The organism is Arthrobacter sp. APC 3897, assembly GCF_030407495.1.
Lineage (GTDB): Bacteria > Actinomycetota > Actinomycetes > Actinomycetales > Micrococcaceae > Arthrobacter_B.
Genome location: NZ_JASDDG010000024.1, coordinates 17,769 through 42,374 on the forward strand (window position 1 = coordinate 17,769; position 24,606 = coordinate 42,374).

At 63.3% G+C, this 24,606-nt stretch carries 24 protein-coding genes; 22 read left to right on the forward strand and 2 right to left on the reverse strand.

Features of this window, described 5'->3' with window-relative positions; translation table 11 throughout:
• The 5 genes from QMA10_RS12260 to QMA10_RS12280 all read left to right on the forward strand — a co-directional run bounded on the left by QMA10_RS12260 (position 1) and on the right by QMA10_RS12280 (position 6,941).
• Positions 1-1,692 (forward strand): thiamine pyrophosphate-dependent enzyme, encoded by a 1,692-nt coding sequence (locus tag QMA10_RS12260; protein WP_290168741.1) that lies wholly within the window; start codon positions 1-3, stop codon positions 1,690-1,692.
• A complete protein-coding gene (locus QMA10_RS12265; protein ID WP_290168742.1) occupies positions 1,689-3,389 on the forward strand; it encodes an amidohydrolase in 1,701 nt (566 codons plus the stop codon). Before QMA10_RS12260 ends, QMA10_RS12265 begins: the two co-directional genes overlap by 4 nt.
• The gene (locus QMA10_RS12270) at positions 3,386-4,669 is read left to right on the forward strand and encodes a M20 family metallo-hydrolase (protein WP_290168745.1); all 1,284 of its coding nucleotides are present in this window, start codon (positions 3,386-3,388) and stop codon (positions 4,667-4,669) included. Before QMA10_RS12265 ends, QMA10_RS12270 begins: the two co-directional genes overlap by 4 nt.
• Positions 4,670-5,063: 394 nt before the next feature.
• Positions 5,064-6,110: an NAD(P)-dependent alcohol dehydrogenase gene (locus QMA10_RS12275; protein WP_290168748.1), complete on the forward strand. Its 1,047-nt coding sequence runs from the start codon at positions 5,064-5,066 to the stop codon at positions 6,108-6,110.
• Positions 6,111-6,161: 51 nt separating this feature from the next.
• Entirely contained in the window at positions 6,162-6,941 is a 780-nt protein-coding gene (locus tag QMA10_RS12280; RefSeq protein ID WP_290168750.1) for an enoyl-CoA hydratase/isomerase family protein, read from the forward strand.
• 65 nt (positions 6,942-7,006) lie between these two features.
• Here the strand turns inward: QMA10_RS12280 and QMA10_RS12285 are convergent, their stop codons facing one another.
• On the reverse strand, positions 7,007-7,480 hold the full coding sequence (locus QMA10_RS12285) for a MaoC family dehydratase (protein ID WP_290168752.1): 474 nt from the start codon (positions 7,478-7,480) through the stop codon (positions 7,007-7,009).
• Positions 7,477-8,235, reverse strand: coding sequence for an SDR family NAD(P)-dependent oxidoreductase (locus tag QMA10_RS12290; protein WP_290168754.1), 759 nt, complete (start codon positions 8,233-8,235; stop codon positions 7,477-7,479). The genes QMA10_RS12285 and QMA10_RS12290 overlap by 4 nt, the downstream gene beginning before the upstream one ends.
• Positions 8,236-8,330: 95 nt before the next feature.
• On the opposite strand from QMA10_RS12290, the gene QMA10_RS12295 reads away from it, so the two are divergent.
• The 17 genes from QMA10_RS12295 (at position 8,331) to QMA10_RS12375 (ending at position 24,574) form a co-directional block, all read left to right on the forward strand.
• The gene (locus QMA10_RS12295; RefSeq protein ID WP_290168756.1) at positions 8,331-9,521 is read left to right on the forward strand and encodes an acyl-CoA dehydrogenase family protein; all 1,191 of its coding nucleotides are present in this window, start codon (positions 8,331-8,333) and stop codon (positions 9,519-9,521) included.
• Between the two features lie 105 nt (positions 9,522-9,626).
• On the forward strand, positions 9,627-10,418 hold the full coding sequence (locus QMA10_RS12300) for an SDR family NAD(P)-dependent oxidoreductase (protein ID WP_290168757.1): 792 nt from the start codon (positions 9,627-9,629) through the stop codon (positions 10,416-10,418).
• Between the two features lie 226 nt (positions 10,419-10,644).
• Positions 10,645-11,433, forward strand: a complete 789-nt coding sequence (locus tag QMA10_RS12305) for an enoyl-CoA hydratase/isomerase family protein (protein ID WP_290168759.1) — start codon at positions 10,645-10,647, stop codon at positions 11,431-11,433.
• 118 nt (positions 11,434-11,551) lie between these two features.
• The gene (locus tag QMA10_RS12310) at positions 11,552-11,821 is read left to right on the forward strand and encodes an OB-fold domain-containing protein (protein ID WP_290168761.1); all 270 of its coding nucleotides are present in this window, start codon (positions 11,552-11,554) and stop codon (positions 11,819-11,821) included.
• A complete protein-coding gene (locus QMA10_RS12315; protein WP_290168762.1) occupies positions 11,818-12,963 on the forward strand; it encodes a thiolase family protein in 1,146 nt (381 codons plus the stop codon). The genes QMA10_RS12310 and QMA10_RS12315 overlap by 4 nt, the downstream gene beginning before the upstream one ends.
• A gap of 2 nt (positions 12,964-12,965) precedes the next feature.
• Entirely contained in the window at positions 12,966-14,186 is a 1,221-nt protein-coding gene (locus QMA10_RS12320) for an acyl-CoA dehydrogenase family protein (protein WP_290168763.1), read from the forward strand.
• Positions 14,183-15,235 (forward strand): phosphotransferase family protein, encoded by a 1,053-nt coding sequence (locus QMA10_RS12325; RefSeq protein ID WP_290168764.1) that lies wholly within the window; start codon positions 14,183-14,185, stop codon positions 15,233-15,235. The genes QMA10_RS12320 and QMA10_RS12325 overlap by 4 nt, the downstream gene beginning before the upstream one ends.
• Entirely contained in the window at positions 15,235-16,452 is a 1,218-nt protein-coding gene (locus QMA10_RS12330; RefSeq protein WP_290168765.1) for an acyl-CoA dehydrogenase family protein, read from the forward strand. Before QMA10_RS12325 ends, QMA10_RS12330 begins: the two co-directional genes overlap by 1 nt.
• 54 nt (positions 16,453-16,506) lie before the next feature.
• Complete coding sequence (locus tag QMA10_RS12335) at positions 16,507-17,283, forward strand: SDR family oxidoreductase (protein ID WP_290168766.1); 777 nt, start codon at positions 16,507-16,509, stop codon at positions 17,281-17,283.
• The gene (locus tag QMA10_RS12340; RefSeq protein ID WP_290168768.1) at positions 17,280-18,059 is read left to right on the forward strand and encodes an SDR family oxidoreductase; all 780 of its coding nucleotides are present in this window, start codon (positions 17,280-17,282) and stop codon (positions 18,057-18,059) included. Before QMA10_RS12335 ends, QMA10_RS12340 begins: the two co-directional genes overlap by 4 nt.
• Positions 18,060-18,110: 51 nt before the next feature.
• Positions 18,111-19,259: an acetyl-CoA C-acetyltransferase gene (locus QMA10_RS12345; protein ID WP_290168770.1), complete on the forward strand. Its 1,149-nt coding sequence runs from the start codon at positions 18,111-18,113 to the stop codon at positions 19,257-19,259.
• 266 nt (positions 19,260-19,525) lie between these two features.
• Positions 19,526-19,870: an EthD family reductase gene (locus QMA10_RS12350; protein ID WP_290168772.1), complete on the forward strand. Its 345-nt coding sequence runs from the start codon at positions 19,526-19,528 to the stop codon at positions 19,868-19,870.
• A complete protein-coding gene (locus tag QMA10_RS12355) occupies positions 19,867-21,366 on the forward strand; it encodes a class I adenylate-forming enzyme family protein (RefSeq protein ID WP_290168774.1) in 1,500 nt (499 codons plus the stop codon). The genes QMA10_RS12350 and QMA10_RS12355 overlap by 4 nt, the downstream gene beginning before the upstream one ends.
• Before the next feature lie 13 nt (positions 21,367-21,379).
• Positions 21,380-21,784, forward strand: a complete 405-nt coding sequence (locus QMA10_RS12360; protein ID WP_290168776.1) for a hypothetical protein — start codon at positions 21,380-21,382, stop codon at positions 21,782-21,784.
• Positions 21,781-22,152, forward strand: coding sequence for a hypothetical protein (locus QMA10_RS12365; protein ID WP_290168778.1), 372 nt, complete (start codon positions 21,781-21,783; stop codon positions 22,150-22,152). The genes QMA10_RS12360 and QMA10_RS12365 overlap by 4 nt, the downstream gene beginning before the upstream one ends.
• Positions 22,152-23,246, forward strand: a complete 1,095-nt coding sequence (locus QMA10_RS12370; protein WP_290168780.1) for an MBL fold metallo-hydrolase — start codon at positions 22,152-22,154, stop codon at positions 23,244-23,246. Before QMA10_RS12365 ends, QMA10_RS12370 begins: the two co-directional genes overlap by 1 nt.
• Positions 23,243-24,574, forward strand: a complete 1,332-nt coding sequence (locus QMA10_RS12375; RefSeq protein ID WP_290168781.1) for an FAD-binding protein — start codon at positions 23,243-23,245, stop codon at positions 24,572-24,574. The genes QMA10_RS12370 and QMA10_RS12375 overlap by 4 nt, the downstream gene beginning before the upstream one ends.
• Positions 24,575-24,606 lie beyond the last annotated feature (32 nt).

Sequence of the window (24,606 nt, forward strand, 5' to 3'; positions counted from 1 at the left end):
ATGGCACAGCGCTCAGCGGGCCATCTCATTGTCCGCCAGCTTGAAGAGCACGGCGTAAAGCGGATCTACACCGTCCCCGGTGAAAGCTTCCTGGACGTCCTGGACGGGCTCCATGATTCAGCCATCCGGACGGTGGTCTGCCGGCAGGAGGGCGGAGCCGGTTATATGGCGCTCGCGGAGTCCCGGCTCACCGGCACACCCGGCGTGGCAATGGTGACCCGCGGGCCGGGAGCGGCCAACGCCATGATCGCGGTCCACACCGCCTGGCAGGACGCCACTGCGCTGGTCCTCTTTGTCGGACTGATTCCGCACGCGGACCGCGGCCGTGGCGCCTTCCAGGAGTTCAGCCTGGAAGGCTGGTTCTCCACCACGGCCAAAAAAGTGATGGTGCTCGACGACGAACGCCGGGCAGCGGAAACTGTCGCCGAAGCCATGCACCTGGCCGCCTCCGGACGGCCCGGGCCGGTGGTGATCGGCCTGCCCGAGGACGTACTTGTGCGTCCCGCCGGACAAGGGACCGTCCCGCCCCGCAGAACCGCCGCCGCGCAGCCCGGCGCAGCGGACCTTGACGAGCTGACAAACCGGCTGTCTCATGCGGAGCGCCCGCTGCTGATCGTTGGCGGAGATGGCTGGACGGCCGGCGACGGCGGGCGGTTGGCAGCTTGGGCCGTCTCGGCACGGGTTCCGGTGGCTGCGGATTTCCGGTCCTACGACGCCGTGCCGCACACTTCTGCGGCCTGGGCCGGGTGGCTGGGATACGGACGGGCGGACACCCTGGCGGCCCGGCTGGACCAGGCGGATTTGCTGGTCTTTGTTGGCTGCGCGCGCACCGACGTCCTCAGCGACGGCTACACGCGCGGGACGGGAACACCAACCGTCCTGGTATTGCCCGATCCCGATGCAGCAGGCCACGACGGACGCATCGACCTGCACCTGACCGTGGCCCCCGCGGCTTTCACCCGGTCCCTGCCGGACCCCCTGGCGGCCCGCGGAAATCGGGACTGTTCGTGGATGGAAGGACTCGCCGCTGATCAGCGGCGTTACGCCGTTCCGCGGCCGGACGGAGGCTCCGGCGTCGACCTGGCGGTGGCCTTTGGCCTTCTGGAAGCGCGGCTGCCGGAGAACCGGATCCTGACATACGGAGCCGGGAACGCCACCATCTGGGGTGCCCGCTACCTCAGTCACCACGGTGCGGGATCCCTGGTGGGACCGCGCAACGGGGCCATGGGACTGGCCGTGCCTGCCGCGGTGGCTGCATCGCTGATCCACCCCGAACGCCCGGTGGTTGCGGTTTGCGGTGACGGTGACTTCTTCATGAACGCCCAGGAACTGGCCGTCGCCGCAGCACAGGGCGCAGCTGTGCTGGTGATTGTGGTGGATAACGGCGGCTACGGCACGATCGTGGCACATCAGCGCCAAAAGTACCCGGACCGGCCCTCCGGCACAGCGCTTGCCAACCCGGACTTTGCGGGCTGGATCCGCAGCTTCGGCGGACATGGGGAACGGGTCGAGGACACCGCTGCGTTCGGGCCGGCACTGGACCGGGCCCTGGACAGCGGGCGCCTGGCGCTGCTGCATGTGCTGACAGATCCGGACACCATGGCTCCTGCCACGGCAAACACCCTCACACGAGACACCGCCTCAGTCCCCGGCCGCAGCGCGGAGCCGGCGGCGCTGGAAGGAATCCGATGAAACTTGACCTCATCCTGCACGGCGGAACCATCATCACTTTGGAGCAGGAGCGGCCCGCTGCCCGTTCAGTGGGGGTCCTCAACGGCCGGATTGCCGGCTTTGACGAGGAGCTGGAGGGATGCACCGCCGAACGGAGCGTCGACCTGGACGGTGCCGCCGTGGTGCCCGGTTTCATCGATGCACACTGCCACACCACTTGGTGGGGTCTGGGGCTGGACGCCATCGATCTGGAGCAGGCCCGCGGCCTCGATGAGCTGTACGCACTGCTGGAGAACGAAGTGCAGCGGCTGGCGGACACGCCCGGTGCCTGGATCAACGGTACGGGTTTCAATCACAAGCATCACGGCGGAGCCTATCCCGACATTGACCGGCTGGACCGGATCACCGGCGACCGGCCGCTGTATCTGCGCCATGTCTCCGGGCACCTGTCCATTACCAACACCGCCACGCTGCAGCTGGCGGGCGTCTTTGAACCGGGGTTCGCGGATCCCACCGGCGGCGCCGTCCGCCGAGCGGAGGACGGATCACCCAACGGAATCGTGGAGGAAGCAGCCCAGCAGCTGCTGCAGGGGCTGCTGCTGCCCTATCCGGTAACACAGATCGTCAAAGCCCTGGACGCAGCCACCGCCCGCTACGCCGCCGTCGGCATCACCAGTTTCACCGAAGCCGGCGTGGGCGGCGGCTGGATTGGCCACAGTCCGGTGGAAGTTGCGGCGTATCAGCAGGCTGCCGCCGCGGGACGTTTGCATGCCAGGGCTCAGCTGATGCCGGCACTGGATTCGCTGCAGCCCCTGCAGGCCAATGAAACCGACATGCATGGCACCGGAGCCGGCCGCGGGCTGGACCTGGGAATGGTGGCCGGGTTTGGTGATGAGCGGTTATCCCTGGGGCCGGTCAAGGTCTTCATGGACGGCTCGCTGCTGGGCGCGACGGCGGCGGTCACCGAAGACTACTGCGGGCATCCGCACAACACCGGGTACCTGCTCGATGATCCCGATGTCTACCGCGAACGCGTCGACGCCGCCTACCGGGCCGGCTGGCCCATCGCCCTGCACGCGATCGGGGACGCAGCAATCGACCTGGCGACCGAAATCATTGTTGCGTGCCAGGAACGCTACGGCCGCAACGCCCTGCCCAACCGGATTGAACACTTTGGCATCGCCCGCCCTGACCAGCTGGCCGCCGTCGCCGCCGCGGGCATTGCCGTTACCCCGCAGGCAGCGTTCATTGGTCCCCTCGGGGACCAGTTCGCTGCCATGGTGGGGCCGGAGCGCGAGGACTGGCTGTACCGGGGGCGGTCTCTGGTTGACGCGGGAATCCTGGTGGCGGGCAGTTCGGACCTGCCGGTTGCGGACAACAACGTCCTGCGTGCCCTGCAGTCCTCCGTGGACCGGAAAACCGAGAAGGGAAAAATCCTGGGCGGTGCCGGCGAAGGCCTGACTCCCGAGGAAGCGCTGCGCACCTATACCGACTGGGCGGCCCGGGCCACCGGCACGGACGCGGACAAAGGCACCCTGCGCCGTGGAAAGCTCGCTGACTTTGCGGTGCTGTCGGGTTCACCGCTGGATGCGCCGGACATTTCAGCCCTTCAAGTCCTCGCCACGCTTGTGGGCGGCGAATTCACATACAACAGGCTTGCCGCCGGAGCAACACCGGCCATCGAACCGGCGGCCCAGACAACAGGAGCTATCCAATGACCACCACCGCACCCCAGTCCCCGTCCCTGCTCGGCGGCGGCGCCGAAGCCTTCCTCGCGGATTTCCGCTCCATGAGTACCTTCGGAGCCACAGCCGGGGGAGGAGTGGACCGGCAGGCGGGCACCCCCGCGGACGGTCAAACCAGGAACTGGTTCCGCGGCCTGGCCGAAGGCCACGGGTTCGACGTGCGCTATGACGAAGTGGGCAACCAGTTTGCCCTGCTGGAACTGGTTCCCGGGGCGCCGTACATTGCGGTGGGTTCACATCTGGATTCCCAGCCTCTGGGCGGCAGGTACGACGGCGCTTACGGTGTCCTCGCCGGGGCGCATGCGGCCATCCGGCTGCAGCAGCAGCTGGCCGCCGGCGGTGACGAGCCGCTGTTCAACATAGCGGTGGTGAACTGGTTCAACGAGGAAGGCTGCCGGTTCAAACCCTCCATGATGGGCAGCGCGGTGTTCACGGGCAAGCTTCCGGCGGAGCGGGTCCTGGCGACCACCGATCCCCGGGGCACGTCGGTTCGGGAAGCACTGGAAAGCATTGGCACCATCGGGGACTTCTCGCTGGACCTGGCCGCGTATCTGGAAATTCACATTGAGCAGGGGCGCTCGCTGGAAGATGCCGGCCTGACCATCGGCCTCGTCGAATCCACCTGGGGCGCCAACAAATACGAGTTCACGGTCCACGGCGAGCAGGCCCATACGGGTGCCACCGTCATTGCCGACCGGCATGATGCCCTGCTGGGGGCCAGCGCCCTGGTGGTGGCCGCCCGGGAGATCGCTGACGGGTTCAGCACCGATGAGCACGCCGTCATAACGTCCTGCGGTGAATTCACCGTCTATCCAAACTCTCCCGTGGTGGTGGCCAGCCGGGTTCAGCTGCTGGTGGATGTGCGCAGTACCGACGCCGATGTGCTGGCCGCAGCCGATGCTGAACTGCACCGCCGCATCGCCGCCATTGAAGAGTTCGCCTCAGTACGCATCGAACAGGGAGCCCAGCATGTTTGGGCCGCCAAGGCCTACGACGAGGCCGGCATGGCGCTCGCTGCCGACTGTGCCCGGTCGCTGGGCCTTCCGTACGGAACAGTCCGCACGCTGGCCGGGCACGATTCCACCAACCTGAAGGATTTGGTGCCCACCATCATGCTCTTCGTCCCCAGCGTTGAAGGGATTTCCCACAATGAAAAGGAGCTGACCAGCGACGCAGACATGCTGGCCGGAGTGGACCTGTTGACGGAGCTGCTGGGGCGCGTGGCGGCGGGGGGATTCGTGAGCGGGAAGTAGGCCGGACGCGGCCCGGTGCTGCAGGGCAAGCCCTCCCGAAATTCTAGGGATTCCGGGAGGGCTTTCTATATTTACTTGGTGTTGCCTGATCCCCTTGGACTGCGGGCTGGACGACTTTTGGTTGGGCCCATTGGGGATGCTGCAGGCGTTATTTGACTGTGTTGCCATCCCGCCCTATATTGAACCGAAGTAGGTTTGGTTTATGTGGGCACCAATTGTGCAGCCTCGTCCAGATGGTGAAACGTCCGCTGAGACGAAAGGTCAAAATCCCCATAGCGGCACTGCATTTCGGTGGCACTTTAGGAGATGTCCAATACGCATCTCCCGGCACCAAGTCAGCGAACGTTGATTACTCAGAGAGGTCAATCATGGCTGTGACAACGAGGGGCCGCTGATGCGTGCGGTGCAGCTTTTGGAATGGGGTGGCTTACCGCATCTGCGTGATGTCCCTGAACCCAAGCCTGTGGGCGAGCAGTTACTGATCAGAGTTCAGGCTGCGGGTTTGTGTCTGTCCGATTTGCACGTCATGGATGCACCCGGTGACACCTTCAGTTATCCGCTGCCGCTCACCCTCGGACACGAAGTGGCTGGGACCGTCATTGCCGCAGGCCCCGACGCCGATACCTCCTGGATGGGGCGGTCCGCTGTCGTGCACGGCATTTGGGCCTGCCGGGAATGCCGAAACTGCCGCCGCGGGAGAGGAAACTACTGTCTTGAGTTGCGGCCGCGGGTGGATGGACTTCTGCCTGTCATTGGCAATGGACTGGGCCGGCCCGGCGGACTTGCGGAGCAGATGCTGGTTCCGTCTTCGGAGGTGCTGGTGGACATTAAGTCGCTGACCGCGGTGCAGGCTGCGCCGCTGGCCGATGCGGGCCTCACCGCCTACCATGCAATCAATTCCCACCGCAGCCTTATCGATGGGAATACTGTCGCCGTCGTCATCGGTGTCGGTGGGTTGGGGCATTTGGCCATACAAATCCTGAAGTACATGCAGGTGAAAGAAATCGTAGCCGTAGACAACCGGACGACAGCCTTGGAGCTGGCCCGGCGTCTCGGGGCCACCAGTGCCCACTCCTCAATGGAGGACGCGGCGTCGGCAATAGCCGGGTTGGGTGCAGCCGATATCGTCTTCGATTTCGCGGGCGCACCGTCAACTGTCGGGGCCGCTGCCGAGGCACTGGCTCCCGGTGGACGGGTGGTGGTGGTAGGCAGCGGCGGTGGCCGAGTCACCGTGGGCAAAGACCTTGGGTTGGCCAGTGGGTGGCAGGTCAGTGCGCCGTTCTGGGGCACCCGGGCTGAGCTTGAAGCGGTCGTGGACCTGGCCGTCGCCGGCGTTCTGCATGCTGAATCCACGAGCTATCCGCTGGAGAGTGCGCCGGAGGTGTACCGGCAGCTGCGGGCAGGCGAGATTGACGGCCGCGCTGTCATCGTCCCCGGCTGATCACCACGGGGGCGGCCGCACGGAACGCCACTACAAGACCGAAGGAGCACAATGAACTTTGACAGCGTAAAAACGAACAGAGACGGTGCCATCATGTGGCTGACGCTGAACCGGCCGACCGAGGCAAATGCCCTCAGCCTCCCGCTGGCCGCGGAATTTGCTGCCGCCTTGGCCTTAGCAGAGGCAGATTCGGGCTGTCATGTCGTCATTCTCCAAGGGGCGGGCAAATTCTTCTGTGCTGGAGGTGACGTCGCAGGGATGGCCGATGCTGAAGACAAGAGCGGATACCTGAAGGAGCTTGCGGGGGCAATGCATGAGGTGATCCTGGCGATGCTCCGGTCCCGCCTGATAATAGTTGCGGCAGTCCACGGTCCTGCCGCCGGAGCAGGGCTCGGCTTGGTGCTCGCCGCCGACTTCGTCCTGGCGACCCCCGATGCCACGTTCAGGAGCGCGTACGCCGGAGTTGGGCTGACACCTGATTGTGGTGTCTCGTATCTGCTCCCGCAAGCGATTGGTCCGGGGCGTGCAGCCCAGATGTGTTTGGGTGGCCATGTGGTCACAGCCCGGGACGGCGCCGATTGGGGATTGGTCGGCGAGCTGATTCGGACGTCTGAATTGGGGACGAGGGGCCGGGAGCTGGGGGAGCGCATGGCGGCCGGGGCGACGCAGACCCTGGGGCCCACCAAGCGGCTGTTAACTGAGGAGCGGCTTTCGACCTTCTCGGATCATCTGGACAAAGAACTCAGCACGATCTCGACGTTGGGATCCAATCCGGACACCGTGCAGCGGATCGATGCTTTCGCCCGCGGCCGTGTCAAGAGCCGGCTTTAGGCCGGGCCGGCATGCTGGTGCGGGTGATGTCGTTGACGTCACCCGCACCAGCATGCACAGGGATTTCAGGGTACGGGCTGGCGGCTGCCGGCCACCACGCGCATCAGGAACTCAGCCACACAGGCGGGCCTGGTGGAGTCCTCGGCGGTAATGGACACCGTCAACGTTATCTGCAGGGCATCGCCCATCGGCTCGCACGCGCCAATGACAGCAGTACCCCGGACTCTGGATCCGGCAGCCACCGGGGCAGGGAAACGCACCTTGTTCATGCCGTAATTAATGGCGCTGTGCAAATTCTCCATCTGGAAGATTTCCATAACGATGGGGGAGACCAGGGACAGAGTTAGGTAGCCGTGTGCGACAGTTGTGCCGAAGGGCCCGGTTGCAGCCCGTTCGGGATCCGTGTGAATCCATTGTTCATCTTCCGAAAGCCTGCCGAAATCATTGATCCGCTGCTGGTCCAAGGTGAACCAGCGGCTGGGGCCGACCTCCTGGCCAAGGGCGGCCTTGATTTCCTCCACCGAAGCAAAGACGGTCATTTGGCACCTCCGGTCACGTACAGAACCTGTCCGGTGACGTAGCCTGCTTCTTCCGCAGCGAAGAACGCGGCGGCATGGGCGATGTCTGCCGGCACCCCGCCCCGGCGCACCGGAGCCGCGGCCGCTGCAGCTTCGCGCATCTGCTCGATGGTGATGCCCATTCGCTCGGCCGTGGCCTTGGTCATGTCTGTCTCGATGAATCCCGGCGCAATTGCATTTGCCGTGATGCCAAACGGGCCCAGTTCGATAGCCAGGGTCCGGGTCAGCCCCTGGAGTCCGGCCTTGGCTGCCGAGTAATTGGCCTGGCCGCGGTTGCCGAGCGCCGATGACGATGACATCGAGATGATTCGACCATAACCGTTTTTGACCATGTGCTTCTGGGCGAGCTGGCTGGCGATGAAAGCGCCCTGCAAATGGACAGCCATGACGGTGGTCCAGTCATCATCGGACATTTTGAACAGCAGATTGTCCCGCAGGACGCCTGCGTTATTGATGAGGATGTCCAGGCTTCCGAACTCTTCGACCACCCGACCGAACGCTTCCTGCATCTGGGCACGGTCGGTAACGTCCGCTCCCAGTCCAATGGCCTCTCCGCCTGCCTGCTCAATACCCTTGGCAGTGAGCTCTGCGGAGTCCTTGTTGAGATCGAGGACGGCTATGCGGGCTCCGCCCGCAGCGAGGTGGCCGGCGACGGCGGCGCCGATTCCCTGTGCGCCTCCGGTGACGACGGCCACTCTGTTTGAAACTCCGGGCATGATTTTGCTCCTTGCGTTCATCGTGAGAATTCTGGGCTGTGGTTCCAAGGGAAAGATCTGTGGACAGATAAACCAAACTGAACTAACTTCAAGTTATGCTATCTAACCAGATCTTGGACCACAATGTTGATTTTCGTGAAGGACTCCGGGAAGCGGAGCTTGTTCCCACGGATGAACAGGCAGAGCTGCGCACTGTGGTGCGTGACTATCTTGAGTCCCGCGGTGAGGCCGAGCTTCGGCGAATGCTTGGATCGAATCCGGGTACCGATCGGAGGGCCTGGAAAGCGATGGCTGAGGAGCAGGGCCTGCCTGCCCTTGCGATCAGCGAATCCGACGGCGGGATGGGCTACGGTTTTGCCGAGCTGGTTGTCGCAATAGAGGAATGCGGCCGGCGCCTGGCCTTTCCTTCATTACTGACAACGGCGGTGCTCGGTGCTGAACTACTCTTTGCCCTGCCGCCGGGGGTGCATCGGGCCGAGTGGCTTGCCGCCATTGCGGCCGGGGAACTCCTGATGGCGGTCACGGGGCCCGGAGTGCCAGCAGCTGGGGTGTCCAACGTTTCCGCGCGGGCTTCCGGGGGCGGGTGGCTGCTCGAGGGAACGGCTGAATTCGTATTGGATGGGGCGGCTGCTGATGTTGTTTTGGTTCTGTGCGGAGACAGCGGTCCCGGGGCCGCGTTGTTCGCCTGCAAGACGGACGCCGTCGGACTGCTCAGGTCACCGCTGCAGACACTTGACCTGACCAGGGCACAGGCACGGTATGAGTTCCAGGGGGCTGAAGCGGCGTTGCTCGCTGAAGGTGATGCTGCCGCCGCGGCATGGCGCCGCATGCTGGCCCTGGGCAAGGTGGCTGTCGCATCCGAGCAGCTCGGAGTGGCTGGCTTTGCGCTGGATACAGCGGTGGAATATGCCAAATCGCGGCAGCAGTTCGGGCGGCCGATCGGATCCTTTCAGGCAATCAAGCACAAATGCGCTGATCTGTTGGTTGAGCTTGAATCAGCCCGTTCGGCAGTGGCCTTTGCTGTCTGGGCGGCACAGAGCGGCCACACCTCGCTGCCCCTGGCGGCTGCGCTGGCCAAATCCGCGGCATCGGACGCCTGCACCAGAGTAACCGCGGAGTCGATCCAGATCCACGGCGGCATTGGCTTCGCCTGGGAGAACCCTGCCCATCTGTACTTCCGCCGGGCCAAGAGCATGGAAGTGCTTTTCGGTGACGGCCAAGCGCAGCGTGCCGACATTGGGCAACTGCTGGGGCTCGCCGCGTCTGCCGGCGGTTCGACTCGTTGATTGGTGGTTTGGCTGATCAGACAAAGTAGTGGTTCTGTTTGAACGCGGCTAAAAGCACGGACTATCCCAACGCAAAAATAAAAGAAGCAGGAGCACGGACGGACGATGACGACCGACAGGGATTTTGAGGGACAAGTGGCAGTAGTGACCGGCGCCGGCTCAGGGATCGGTGCTGCAACCGCGCGCCTCCTTGTTGAGAGGGGAGCTGCCGCCGTGTATCTGTGCGACATCAATGCGGCCGCGGCAGTGGAGGTGGCTGGTTCGATCGAGGGTGGAACGGGAATCGGTTTGGATGTGGGCAACCCTGATGAGGTGGATGCCGCGTTCAAGCGTGTACTCGCGGAGAAGGGGCGAATCGACGTCGTCGTCCACGCAGCCGGCGTAGATGATCCGCAGAGTAAGCAGAAGATCTATGAGGCAGCCGAACGCAAGGAGCCGGTCGACATCTTGTCTCAGTTGAGTAATGAGGCCTGGCGGCGGATCATCTCCGTGAACTTGGACGGAACATTCTTTGTGCTGCGTGCTGCCGTGCGTGCAATGAAGCCGCAGGGGGCCGGCAGCATCGTGACGATCGGATCTTCGGCGGCCTTCGACACACTGACCGGATATCCCCACTACGCAGCCTCCAAAGCGGGGGTCCACGCGCTGAGCCAAGCTGCCGCCAAGGAAGTTGCTCCCTTTGGGATCCGCATCAACACGGTGGCGCCGGGGCCCGTGGACACCGGGATGGCTTCTCGCACTCCTGTCGCCCTGCGCGAAGCCATGTCGGACACCGGTGCACGCGGCTTCGCCACGGCCCGGGAGCTGGCGGACAACATCCTCTACTTAGCATCACCTGGAGCAGCAAACATCATCGGTGCAGTCCTGCTCAGCAATGGCGGCAGGTTCACTGTCTGAGGCCCGCTTTCTTTACACGCTCACCACAGGCGCCCATCGCTTCGCGAGGGGCGCTTGTTCATTAACGCCCATGCACGGGCGGCGGCTGGGAGTCCCCGCGTTCCCTCCGGCGGCTCAACCCTGAACCAGCTCTTGACAAGCTGCAATGCGGACCTAGACTGGGGTAACCAAAACAAACTGAAGTCACTTCATTTTGGGAGTTGCTTCACCGACGGATGGAAGTGCCATGGCTGTGGAAGACGAGATCCAGTTTGAGCGTGACGGGCACGTGGCCCGGGTGTGGCTGAATCGACCGCATAAGCGCAATGCCGTGACGGTTGAGGTGCTGGACCGTCTGGATGAGATTATTACCGAGATTGATGCTGACCCGGAGCTGCGGGTGCTGGTGCTGCGGGGGCGTGAAGGCACGTTCTGCTCGGGCTTTGACCTCGATGCCCTGCAGGCGGATTTCGTGGGTCAGTCCCTGGCCATCGAGGTTGCGGTGAAGTCCGCGAAGGTCTGTGACCGGCTGTATTCGATGAAGACTCCGTCGGTGGCGGTGTTGGAGGGGTATGTGACCGCCGGTGGGTTCGAGTTGATGATTTCCTGTGACTTTGCCATTGCCGATGACGAGGCGAAGATCGGTGATTTCCATATCCGCCGCGGACTCTACGGGGGCGCGGGCCCGATTTACCGGGTGCCGCGGATGATCGGTATCCGCAAGACCAAGGAGCTGATGCTGACGGGCAAGCTGCTTTCCGGTGTGGAGGCAGCGCAGTGGGACCTGATTAATCTCTCCGCTCCGGCGCATGAGCTGGATAAGCGGGTGGATGAGTTCATTGCGGATCTGACGGATAAGAGCCCGTTGACGATGTGGATCACCAAGATGACGGTGGATCGGTCCCTGGATGCGGACACGCAGTCGTTGATGGTTATGGAGCATCTGGCCGTGGGTGTGGTGCTGCAGTCCAATGATGCTGCCGAGGGCGTTTCCGCGTTCCTGGAAAAGCGTGAGCCGGTCTGGACAGGCAACTAACATGACAGCGGCTCCGGAGAAGAACCGGACGGACGGGGCGGTGCTGCCGGCGTTGAGATGCCCAGCCTGCACTCTTGTGATCTATCCGCGCACTGCATCGATCTGTCCACGCTGCAGCATGAAAGAGCTGGAGACATACGGCGCCGCAGCGGACGGCCGGATCTGGACCTACACCGTCCAGCGGTTCCCTCCGAAGTCGCCGCCCTATTCCCCCGCCGGGGAGTTCGCCCCCTTCGTCGTCGCCTATGTGGAGACCGGGGACGGGATTCGGATCGAGGGAATCCTCTCCGGTGTAGACGCTGCCAATGTGCATATCGGCATGGAGGTGAGTCTGGAGTCCTGCACGGACGTCCCTCGCTACGTGCCGGCCCGGGGCGGGACGTCATGACCGGCGTCGACATTATTGGGGTGGGGTTGTCCCGTTTCGGCCGCCAGCCGGGTGTCAGCGGCCGCGCGATGGCGGTGGATTCCATCGTGGCGGCCCTGGCAGATGCCGGCCTGGAGTGGAAGGACGTTCAGGCCGCCTACGGGGGCAGCGACTCCTCCGGCCTTGCGGACACGCTTGTCTCCGACTTGGGTATGACGGGGATCCCGTTCACCAATGTAAAGAACGGCTGTGCCACAGGGGGCAGTGCCCTCGTCGCCGGATACAACGCTATTCGTGCCGGATCGGCAGATACTGTGCTCGTTGTTGGCTTCGATAAGCATCCGCGCGGCTCGTTCGATCCGATGCCGATGGACTGGGGACTGCCCGAGGAGATCGGACATGCCGGGCTCATGGTGACTACCCAGTTCTTCGCCGCCAAGATCCAGCGCTACATGTACGACCACGGAATCAGTACCGGAACTCTAGGCCTGGTGCCGGAAAAGTCGTCCTACAACGGCAGCCTGAACCCCAACGCCTGGCGCCGGGATCGCCTCACCCCGGCACAGGTGCTCTCCTCCGCGATGGTCTCGGATCCGCTGACGCAGTACATGTTTTGTTCCCCCGGAGAGGGCGCTGCCGCCGTGGTTCTCTCGCGGAGGGGAAGAAGCCAAGCACAGGGGGTCATCCCCGTCCATGTGGCGGGGGCGGTCTCCAGCAGCCGCACCTATGGAACCTTTGAAGTCTTCAGCCCTTGGCTGCCTCCGGGGGACCTCTCCAGCGTGTCCACCCGGACGGCCGGCAAAGCATTCGAGATGGCTGGAATCGGCCCCGGGGATGTGCAGGTCGCACAGCTGCAGGACACGGACAGCGGGGCAGAAATCATGCACATGGCCGAATGCGGGTTCTGCGAGGACGGTGATCAGGAAAAGCTGCTGGCCGAACGCCACACCTGGATAAACGGCAAGCTCCCGGTCAATACGGACGGGGGGTGCCTGGCCAATGGAGAGCCCATCGGCGCGTCGGGGCTGCGGCAGATCCACGAGATAGTCACACAGTTGCGCGGCCGAGGAGGAGCCAGACAGGTTCCAGGCAACCCGCGGGTTGGCTTCACCCACGTCTACGGCGCACCCGGGGTTAGCGCCTGCACAGTATTGGAGGCATAGTCATGAGTGAGGACACCCTCATCAAGGAAGTAACCGGTACAGCCGCATTCCGGCAGGAAGCCAGACGGTGGCTGGACCAAGTAGCAGAACCGGTTGATGCCGATCGGGGCTGGGGCACCGGAGATGACTCCGTGGCGGTTTTTGAGAACTGGACCGTCGAGGAGGAACGCCAGCGCGTGGGAGCGATGCGTGCCTGGGAAAAACAGCGGTTCGATGCCGGCTGGGGGGCCCTGAGCTGGTCCGCCGAATACGGTGGACGGGGTCTGCCCAAGCACTATGAGCAAATATTCGCCGAAGAGACTGCCGGCTACGATGTTCCGAAACCCAACGAACTCATTGCCGTTACCCAGCAACTCATTGCACCAACCATTGCGCGCTGGGGCACTGAGGAACAGAAACAGAAGTTTCTTCGTGCCCTGCTGCGGACGGATCTGCTGGCCTGCCAGCTGTTCTCCGAGCCCGAGGCTGGCTCTGACCTTGCTGGTGTTCGCACCCAGGCGGTGCGGGACGGGGACGAATGGGTCCTGACCGGGCAAAAAGTCTGGACATCCGGTGCCCTTGTAGCCGAGTACGGCGAGGCTATTTGCCGCACTGATCCAACAGCTGCCAAACATGCCGGCCTTACGGCGTTTATGGTCCCGCTGGACGCACCGGGAGTCACCATCCGTCCCATCCGGCAAATGAGCGGCGGCGCCACCTTCAATGAGGTGTTCCTGGACGGAGTCCGTATCCCGGATTCGGCACGTCTGGGTCCGGAAGGCGGAGGGTGGCGGGTTGCTCTGACTACATTGGCCGCTGAACGTCTGGATTCCGGCGGTCTGGGATCGGGAACCATTGACAAAGTCCTTGCATTGATAAAACACCTGGGACGCGATCTCGACGCGCTTGAAATTGACCAGGTGGCAGACCTGTATGTTCGCTCGATGTCCGGCCGCCTCACCGGGCTGCGGGTGCGGGCACAGATGGCAGCCGGTGCCGATCCGGGGGCAGAAGCCTCTGTGGGAAAGCTGTACGCAACGGAAACCATGCGCAGGACATCGGAAGTGGTCGCCCATTTGTTGGGCCCCCGCATTGCCTCCGACACAGGAGAATGGGGAATGTTCAGCTGGTCCGAACACCTGCTGGGTGCTCCCGGGTACCGCATTGCCGGCGGCAGCGACGAAATACAGCGCAATATCATTGGCGAGCGCGTCCTTGGCCTGCCCAAGGAGCCGACGCAGTGAGCGGAGACAACTTCCTGCAGCAGCGGGTTACGGCCCGCCTCTCCGAGCTTGATCCGGGCATCACGGCAGCTGAGCTGCATGTGCTGCCCGGCGGGCACTCCGGTCTCACGTACCGCATCGATTTCCTTGACTCCGCTGCAGTGGTGAAGGCTGTTCCTCCCGGCAGGGCTGCCATCGGACGGCACGACATGTTGCGCCAAGCCAGGATCCTTTCAGCCTTGCAGGGTACCGACGTCCCTGTCCCATCGGTCATTGCGGTGGACGACACGGAGCCCGCGTGGTTCGCAATGTCCTGGGCGCGGGGCGAGGCCGTGGAACCGGTGTTGGACGGAATCCCCCTGCCTGACTCTTTGGTCCGGTCGCGCGCGCGGACCGCCGTGGACATCCTCGCCCGGCTGCACCGCGTCCCCGTCGGAGAACTGGGAGCCCCCGATGCCCCGCCTGTGTCGCTGACAGACGAACTGGATAAATGGACCAAGGTGCTGCGGGCAGGAGTAGCTGAGTATGTCGAGCCGGGCTTCCGCCTGGCCGAGCTGCTCCGAGCATCAGAGCCGGCACCCGTTTCCTCAACTCTCGTCCATGGGGACTACCGGTTGGGCAATCTGCTCTTTGAGGATGAGGATGCGACTGCCCTTGTTGACTGGGAAATTTGGTCCGTCGGGGATCCGCGTGTTGACGTGGGTTACTTCGCAGTTTTCGCCAATCACCACAACTTCCCCGCGCTTGGTTCCCCTGTGGAGGCCTTCCCGTCCGAGGAAGAGCTGATCAGGCTCTATGAAGAGAAAACCCGCGCCCCGATGGCGGCACCGAACTGGTTCCGCGCACTGGGCCGGTTCCGGATGGCCGCCATCATGTCCCACAATCTGCATCGGCACCGCAAGGGCGGGCACATCGACCCGGACCAGGAACTGCTGCCTCCAACCATCGCAGCTCTGATCAGCAACGGCACCACGCTGATGACGGATACCGAGGTCCGCCCCGTCCATAACCGTAACGAAGCGGACCACACCAATGAACGCAGCATGGCTGCGGTGAAAGGACGCCGGTAATGGATTTCGGCTACTCAGAACGCTCGCTCCTGCTCCAGAAGGAATTGACAACCTTCATGGAAGAGCACGTCATACCCAACGAGGCCCTTTACGAGGAACAGATTCGGTCCGCACAGAATCCGCACGCGCAACCGCCGATCATGGAGGAACTCAAAGCCCTGGCCCGGGAACGGGGATTGTGGAACCTGTTCATGACGCACGGAAACTGGGGTGCTGGCCTGACAAATTCGGAATACGCGCCCTTGGCGGAAATTGTGGGTCGCTCCATCATTGGTCCGGAAACGATTAATTGTTCAGCGCCGGACACCGGCAACATGGAACTGCTGGCCATGTACGGCACTCCGGAGCAGCAGGAGCAATATCTTAAGCCGTTGCTGGCGGGCACCATTCGGTCTTGTTTCGCTATGACGGAGCCGCACGTAGCGAGCTCGGACGCACGCAATATCTCCTCCAGCATCTTGCAGGACGGGGACTCCTACGTCATCAACGGGCACAAATGGTTCACCTCCGGAGTCCTCGATCCCGACTGCAGGTTCATCATTTTCATGGGTGTTTCCGATCATGAGGCTAAGACTTACCGACAGCAAAGCATGATCCTCATCCCCAGGGATGCCCCGGGAGTGACCGTGGTTCGGGACTTGACCACGTTCGGCTACACCGACCGGCTGGGTCATGGCGAGGTCAGGTTCGAGAACGTCAGGGTGCCGGCATCGGCCATGCTCGGAGGTGCCGGCGACGGATTTGCCTTGGCACAGGGCCGTTTGGGTCCGGGCAGAATGCACTATGCCATGCGGGCCATCGGCTTCGCAGAGCGGGCCTTTGGCCTGCTGTGCCAGCGGGCTCGGAGCCGGGAAGCCTTCGGCGGCCCACTGGCGCAGCAGGGGGTGGTGCAGGAGTGGATTGCCCGCAGCCGCATTGAGATCGAACAGGCACGGCTGCTTGTGCTCAAATCCGCCTGGCTCATGGATACCGTCGGCAACGCGGCGGCCCGAACCGAAGTGGCGGCCATCAAAGTTTCAGCTCTTCAGGTGGCGCAGCAGGTGTTGGACCGCGCAATCCAAGTCCACGGCGCAGCAGGTGTCAGCGAAGATACCCCCTTGGCCAGGATGTATGCCCTGACAAGGGCGTTGCGGATTGCGGACGGCCCCGACGAGGTGCACCTGCGAACCATAGCCAAACAGGAGTTGAACCGGGTTGAGTCAATCAACTTTCAGTAGCCCAGACACTCCAGTCACGCCATCAGCTTCCAAACCAAAGAGAAAGAGTGCGACATGACGTCACAGGACCTGCAGGGCAAGGTAGCTCTGATCACCGGGGGGTCGCGGGGAATCGGCCGCGAGATTGCGGCCTGCTTTCTGCGGGCCGGGGCCTCCGTGGTCATCGCCTCGCGCAAGCCCGAAGGCATTACTGCTGCTGCCAGTGAGCTGGCTGAGGAAACCGGTTCAGATCGGATTGCCGGCGTGGTTGCCCACGTTGCGGATGAGGAGCAGGCCCGCGCAGCCGTGGCAACCGCAGTCGAGCGCTTTGGCAGCTTGGACATCTTAGTAAACAACGCAGCTACCAACCCCCACATGGGACCCCTGACGGAGCTGACGGAGAGCAAAGCGGCCAAGACCACGCAGGTCAACCAGTACGCACCCATCCTGTGGACGAAGCTGGCCAGCGAAGCTTGGATGGCCGAACACGGCGGAGCGGTGCTGAACATTGCCTCTGTTGGCGGACTGCTCGTCGACCCCAATATTGGTTACTACAACGCGACCAAGGCCGCCTTGATCCATCTGACCCGGCAGCTGGCCTATGAGGTGGGGCCGAACATTCGGGTCAATGTGGTGTGCCCCGGGTTGATAAAGACTGAGTTGGCGCGGGCCGTGTGGGAGGACCGCGAAGACATCCTGTCCAAGGGACTGCCCATGCGACGTCTTGGCACCACGGACGACATCGCCCAAGCCGCAAAGTTTCTGTGCTCGGACCGGGCATCGTGGATTACCGGCCAATCCCTGGTAATCGACGGCGGGGCACTGTCCATGCCGGTGGGAGTCAACGCATGAGTGCCGGGGCCATCCAAGGCATAGAGCTGCCCACCTTCAGGCTGGACGGGCGAACTGCTTTGGTCACCGGCGCATCGGGTGGTCTGGGGCAGAGGTTTTCCCAAGTGTTGGCCAAGGCCGGCGCCACCGTCTACGCCGCGGGAAGGCGGACGGACAGGCTGGAAGCTCTGGCGGCAACGACACCCGGCGTTGTGCCGATCACCTGTGACCTGTCCTCCGGCGAGGACCGTGCGCGGTTGATCGAAACGGCTAGTAGGGAGTCAGGCAGAATCGACGTCCTTGTCAACAATGCAGGGGTGCCGGGCGAGCTGCATGTTGAGGATGAAAGCACGGATGTTGTGGAGAAGGTTCTGCAGATCAATGTGCTTTCCGCGTTCGACCTGGCCAAACGGGCGGGTGAACTTCAGGGGACGACGGACATGGCCATCATCAACATTTCTTCTGTCCTTGGGCTGGTTTCCACCGCACCACTGGGCGGGGCAGGCTACGCCGCATCAAAGGGAGCCCTGATCGCGCTGACACGGGAGCTGGCGGGCCAATGGGGCCATCGGGGCATCCGTGTCAATGCGCTGGCGCCGGGCTGGTTCCACACAGAAATGACCGAGGAACTTTTTGGCGACCCCGCGGGTGCCAAATGGGTCAACCGCAACACCATGTTGTCGCGCGGAGGATCCCCGGAAGAACTGGACGGAGCGCTGCTGTTTTTGGCCTCACGGGCCTCCAGCTACATGACCGGTCAGGTTCTCGTGGTCGACGGCGGCTGGAGCGCCCGCTGACACCGCCAGGCTTATCCCACCCCAGATGTTCACAAACAGGAGGAATTCCACATGAGCGATGCATATATCGTAGGAGCAGTTCGTACCCCGGTGGGAAAGAACCGCGGTAACTTCAGCGCTGTCCACCCCGTTGACCTGGGCGCCCATGTGCTGCGCGCCCTCATGGAACGCACCGGCGTGGAACCTGGAAGCGTGGATGACGTCATTTTCGGCTGCGTTTCACCGGTCGGCGCGCAGGCTTTCAATATTGCACGCAATTCATGGCTTAGCGCGGGTCTGCCCGAATCCGTTCCCGGAACCACCATTGACAGGCAATGCGGATCCTCGCAGCAGGCCATCCATTTCGCAGCCCAAGCTGTGCAGTCCGGTTCCCAGGATCTGGTGGTGGCCGGCGGCGTGGAGGTGATGAGCAGGGTCCCGATCGGTTCGACGGCCACCCTTGGGATGCAGGCCGGGATGGGCAATCCGCTTGGATCGGACGGGTGGCTGGAACGCTTCGGGGATCAGCAGATGGACCAATTCCGCGGAGCCGAACTCATCGCTGAGCAGTGGGACATCAGTCGTGAAGAGATGGAGTCGTTTGCCCTCTCGAGCCACGAACGCGCGGCGGCGGCAATCACTGCCGGGCACTTTGATCTGGAAATCGCGCCATACGGAGACGTGACCACTGACCAGGGGCCGCGTCCGGGAGGAACTCCGGAGAAGCTCGCCGGTCTGGACCCGCTTGCCGCGGGCGGCCGGCTGACAGCAGCCCTGGCCAGCCAGATTTCGGACGGAGCTGCGGTTCTGCTCATTGCATCCGAACGTGCAGTGAAGGAGTACGGGCTCACTCCGCTGGCCCGCATCCACACCATGGCCGTAGTTGGTTCCGATCCGGTGCTGATGCTGACCGGCCCTATCCCCGCGACTGCCGCGGCACTCAAAAAATCCGGGTTGGACCTGGGGGACATCGACCACATCGAAATCAACGAGGCCTTCGCCTCGGTGGTGCTTGCCTGGCAGCGGGAGACCGGAGCCGACATGACCCGGGTCAACCCACTTGGCGGTGCCCTGGCCCTGGGGCATCCTTTGGGGGCAACGGGAGCGCGGCTGATGACGACCATGGTGCACGAACTGCACCGCACCGGCGGCCGCTACGGGCTCCAACTAATGTGTGAAGGCGGGGGCATGGCCAACGCCACGATTATCGAGCGCATTTAGCCCTTGTGGAGGGTGGCACACGACACTAGGCTCAAGCTATGTCGAAGTGAATTCACTTGAGTCTTAGGGGAGCGATGAAGATTCGCCCGCTCTCCGGCCGCTCGAAGAACTATGAAGCGGCCATAAGGGGAAGTACCTCCGGGGCAACGGTGCGCCGGGGGAAGGTGCCAAGGGCTTATTGGTGGTGAGATGAAGCGGGAAGACGGTTCGCATGACAGTACAGCCTCCCAGCAGCGTCCCACTATCAGAGCGGGAATGAGAGCGACATGTACAACCTAGTAATTGTCTCCAGCAAACCGCCCGAATGGACCCATGAAGAGTTTATCGAGTGGTGGCGGGGACCGCATGCCCAGGCGACTCTGAAGATCCCCGGTCTTCGGTCATGGCGGCAGATTGAAATCGACCGTGCCTTCGACAAGAGGTCCCAGGACTGGGACGGGGTTTCCATGCTGAGCTTTGACAGTTCTGAAGCGGCTGACGCTGCCTTCGCAAGCCAGGAATGGAAGGACGCTGTTGCGCAGGTGGGCGATATGCGCGGCCGCCGGTTGGCGTTCCTGGGGGAGGAAATTGTCCGGACCCCCGAAGACGCCGCCGGAAAGGCAGGGTTATGAAGGAAGTAACAAGCCGTTTTGTGGAAGAAGCCGCACACCGTCGATGGGTGGCGGCCATTGACGACGCCGGTACCTGGCATTCGGATGAGGTCCTGGACGTCGCCACGGCTCTGGCCGAAGCGGTAAACAGCTTTGGCATCCGGCGGCCCACTTTGCTCGTCCAGTCCGAAAACTCCCATCGCATGGTGGTGCTGGCGCTTGCCGCAGGTCTCATCGATGCAGCACTGGCGTTGGCTAGTCCACACTTGACAGCGGCGGACGTTGCCGAGGTAATGGGCGACGTCCGCCCGGACCTGATCCTCGGTGACCCGCAGCAACTGGGGCGCTGGGGAATCGGGGCTGAAGCCGGCAAACCGGTGTTGGAGCATTGGGTTGTGCAGGAGAACCACGGACCGCGATTCAGCGGTTCCGCGGTTGACCGCTGGAACGGAGGGGTGCTGCTGGGAATGACCTCCGGCTCGACAGGCCGGTCCAAAGCCGTGGTGCACCGGGAAGCAGCTCTGCAGTACGCGGTGCGTCAGGAAATTGCCGCTGCCGGCCTCCAGCCGGGCGATGCCATTGGTGGCATTGTGCCGCTTTCCGCCGCTCCGGCGTTCACGTTCGGAATCTACGCCAGTTTGGAACTGCGGTCAGCCGTGCTGCTGTCGGCGAAGTGGGAACCGGCGGCGGCGCTGCGGCAGCTGGCTGATCACCAGGCACGATGGCTCATGTGCGTACCGACACAGGTCCTGCAGCTGGCCGCCGCGGCCGCTGCGGCCGGCGCCGCCTCGCCGCTGTCCGCGATGAAGGCGATTACCGTCGGCGGAGGCCCCATGGACATCGCTACGCTTCAAGAAACGGAGCTGGCACTGGGCGCTCCGGTACTGCGCGTGTTCGGCATGGCCGAATGCTTGGGCCACACCAGCCCGGCCCTTGATGATCCTCCGGAGATCCGGCTGGGCCGGGACGGGAGGCCCTTTCCCGGAACCGAGATGCGTGTCCTTGGACTGGATGGGGGAGAGGCTGCCGTGGGGGAACCCGGGCGAGCACAGGTCCGTGGACCTTCGCTGTTCCTGGGCTACGCGCGGTCCGGCAGCGTGGTTCCGCTGGACCTGACCGAGGACGGCTTTTTTGAGACCGGTGATCTGGTGGCCTTTGCGCCGGACGGGACGATCAAGGTGGCCGGCCGCATCAAGGAAGTCATCATCCGCGGCGGACGCAATATCTCCATTGCGGAGGTTGAATCCGCCCTTCACCGCATCGACAGCATTGCCGGAGCGTGCGTGGTGCCCGTCCCTGATCCCGTCCTGGGAGAGCGGGTCGTCGCATTGGTGGTCCCCACCGGAGGACTCCCCACTGTGGAGGACGTGTGCCGTGAGCTCGAAGGGCAGGGATTGTCGAAAACCAAATGGCCCGAGTTCATTGTGGAAGTCGCAGAGCTGCCTCAGACACATGTGGGCAAGGTATCGAGAATACGAGCGCGGGAAATCGCAGTGGAACGGCTTCGGCCGGAGTGAAGGGATGAGGGTCATGGCGGAATCAACGCGGGAAGTTACCCGCGAATCGGCAATCGATAAGTACTACGCGCTGCTGGACGGACCGCATCCCATCAATGCGCTCGGTGTCACGGACGGAAGTATTCGTTTCCTTCTGGACACACCTGCGGCCACCGTGCACGGAGAAGGCAGGGACGACCTGGCCGCGTACATCACCGGCCGGAAGACAGAAGGCCTGGCTCGAACGCACCATGTGCTGCGCCGGTCCCGCGACAATGACTTGGAGTTCCTGTTAGGAGAAGTCCGCGAAGGGGGCCGCCCGATGGGATCATTCCTGGCGGTTGTCCGGGAGACAGGCGACGGAAAGCTAGACAGGTACGTCTGCCATTTTCAAACCAACCTTACCGACACAGCTGACAGTGTGGAGATGAACCCATGAACGCACCCTTTTTGGTCCAGTGGTTTTCACATATGGATTCCGACGAGCCTGAGCGTGTCCTCGAACTGGTCGGCTCCGATTTCCAGCTGTCCGTACTCTTCTCGGGCGGTACCGATAGTCCGGCGACAGATTTCTCCGGAGATCGGCAGGCGCTGGTGGGATATCTTGAACAGCGGCTGAAGAACACCCGGACCCACCATGTTTTGAACGCCGTTACTTCCGGCGGCGACGAAATGGTGATCGGCGAGGTGCGCCAGCAGGGTGAATTCGAGGCTTCCTTCAGTGCCGTGGCACGGCTTGACTCTGAGGGCAAGGCGAGCCGGTTGCTGATGGGACGCACGCCGGGCGTCCGCTTCGAGACCCCGTAGTGGGGCACTCCGGGCAGCGTCCCGTCGTCCAGGACAAGTACAGCTGGGAGGAGCCCGGTGCGCACGAGGTTGCGGATGGCGTGTACCGCATTCCTCTGCCTATGCCCCAGGATGGTCTGCGGGCGGTCAGCGTCTACGCGCTGGTGGATGCCGGTCAGCTGGTTCTCATCGACGGCGGGTGGGCCGTCGGCAATTCAGTCGGCGTTCTGGAAGCTTCACTGCGGGAGATCGGCTTCGGCCTTGCCGACATCTCCCAAGTTTTGGTGACCCACTCACACCGCGACCATTACACCCAGGCGGTCGCACTGCGCAGACTGACCGGAGCTCACGTCCGGCTGGGGCTCGGTGAACAGGCATCGTTGTGTCTTACCCGACAACATCTCACGCATTTTCCCGCTGGACTGATGGACCGGCTGGTCCGCCACGGAGCCGGTGCCGTGGTTGAACAGCTGCGCAAGGGCCCGCAACAACCGCCGCTGGATGCCGGCGACTGGGCGGATCCCGATTCGTGGTTGTCGGACGGCCTCGTCATCGAGCTGTCGGAGCGTTCGCTGACGGCTGTCAGCACTCCGGGCCACACACGCGGCCACATGATCTTTTATGATCCTGAGGCGAAGCTGATGTTCTCCGGCGACCACATCCTGCCGCACATTACGCCTTCGATCGGGTTCGAACCTGATCCCGCAGCCTCGCCTCTTGGTGATTACATGTCCTCGCTGGAGGCAATGTTTCGGCTGGAGGACTGCGCCTTGATGCCGGCACACGGAGCATCCGGCGGAAGTTCCCATGCCAGAGCGCGGGCCTTGTTGGATCATCACGATGTCCGGCTCGCCCAGACCCTGGCCGCCGTCAAGGATGGTGCCTGCACGGGGATGGAAGCAGCAGCAGCACTGCCATGGACCTCAAGGCAGCATTCCTTCGCCTCCCTGGATCCGTTCAACCAGATGATTGCGGTCAACGAAACCATCGCACATCTGGACGTTCTGGCGGCGCGGAAGCAGCTGACTTCTCAGGCCGGTTCGGCAGCAATTCACTACTCCCTGAACACTGAACATGAACCACTGAACTACAGACAGGCTGGTATCAACACATGAACACTCAGGATTTTGACGTACTCGTACTCGGGGCCGGCATGGCCGGCCTGTCCGCGGCAACGGAAGCAGCCAATGCCGGCGCCAGGGTTGCCGTCCTCGAGCGTGCGCCCATGATTGGCGGTTCCGCCGCTGTCTCCGGCGGTTATGTATGGGCCCCTGCCACCGAGGAAGACCTTCGGCAGGAGGACCGGGGTGAATACCAGATCCACGGCGCGAAGGTCGTCGCCGGATACAGCGAAGCCCATGCATGGCTCAGCGGGTTTACTGCGCCGTTGACTCCCGAAAGGCCCGCCCTCGCCGGACGTGGCCGTAAATATGATCTCCCGCTGGCATTTAGTCGTATGAGCCAGATCATTCAGCGCGCGGGCGGCATGGTTTTCCCCGCTGTCGAGGTATCGGACATCGTCCGCGACAGTGACGGAGGGTTCCTGGTGCGTGGCACAACCGACGCCGGCAGCGCCGCCTGGCGGAGCCGTACGGTGATTGTGGCGACCGGCGGGCGGCAGGCCGATCCCAACGCCCGGGCAGAGCTCTCCGGTGGTGCCGGCATGGCTTTGCGCGGAAACGCATACTCGGCCGGAGGTGGAATGAACCTGGCCGTATCGCTGGGCGGGATGCTGAATCTGGAAAACAAGGGTTTCTACGGGCACCTTTTCGCAGCCGGAGTGACTCCCGTTTCGCCTGTGGACTTCATTGCTTTTGCCCTGTATCAAAGCGAACAGGGTATTCTGCTTGATCCGGAAGGAACCCGGTTTGCCGACGAGACGCGCGGGGACCACAACAATGCGACCTCCCTTGCCGCCCATGGCGGTCGAGGGCTGCTGATGTGGTCCGAGGCGGTCCAGGCAGAGGCCGCGGCGCAACCATTCGTGGCGGGCAGCCCCCAAATGGATCGCTGGCAGATCAGTAAAGACCGCGGCGGCCGCGTTGGCGTGGGCTCATCTCTGGCGGAGGTCGCGGAGGCGGCGGCCGAATGGGGTTACTCGATCAGCCCTGATCTGGCCTCTGATCCTGTGGTCAGTGAGCGTTTGGGAGGCGGGACCATTTATTTTGCAGAAGTCGTTCCAGCCATTACCTACACCTTCGGCGGTGTCAGGGCAGACGCCCGCGGCGAGGTCCTGAATTCCGCGGGGGAAGTCCTAGGGGGCGTCTACGTGGCAGGAGCCGATATGTCGGACATTTACCATAAGGGCTACGGAGGCGGTTTGTGCGCTGCAGTGGTGACGGGCAGGGAGGCCGGACGAAATGCCTCCGAACAGGCCTTGGGCACGGTGCCTGCAGGGTCGGCGCCGCCACTGGCGGCCAGCCCTGAGTATGGGATGATTTAGCTTTCAAACTGAGTCCAGTTAGGGACAACGAA